Source organism: Mesorhizobium sp. M7A.F.Ca.US.014.04.1.1, assembly GCF_003998745.1.
Lineage (GTDB): Bacteria > Pseudomonadota > Alphaproteobacteria > Rhizobiales > Rhizobiaceae > Mesorhizobium > Mesorhizobium ciceri.
Window position 1 is genome coordinate 1 of the sequence record NZ_RZRW01001539.1, and the last position, 385, is coordinate 385.

1 protein-coding gene is annotated in these 385 nt (G+C 64.4%); it reads right to left on the reverse strand.

Features of this window, described 5'->3' with window-relative positions; all coding sequences use genetic code 11:
* On the reverse strand, positions 1-385 hold a 385-nt coding region (locus tag EOA22_RS39480; protein WP_245478832.1), incomplete at both ends, for a DUF4573 domain-containing protein.

Below are 385 nucleotides of genomic sequence, written 5' to 3' on the forward strand. Positions count from 1 at the left end.
ACCGGCTCGACCGGCGCCACAGGTGCAACCGGTAATACCGGAGCAACTGGCTCGACCGGATCGACAGGTTCGACCGGCTCTACTGGGGCAACAGGTTCGACCGGATCGACCGGAGCAACCGGCTCGACCGGCGCCACAGGTGCAACCGGTGATACCGGAGCAACTGGCTCGACAGGTTCGACTGGAGCAACAGGTTCGACGGGGTCGACTGGAGCAACCGGCTCGACCGGCGCCACAGGTGCAACCGGTAATACCGGAGCAACTGGCTCGACCGGATCGACAGGTTCGACCGGCTCTACTGGGGCAACAGGTTCGACCGGCTCGACTGGAGCAACAGGCTCGACCGGTGATACCGGAGCAACTGGCTCGACCGGATCGACAGGTT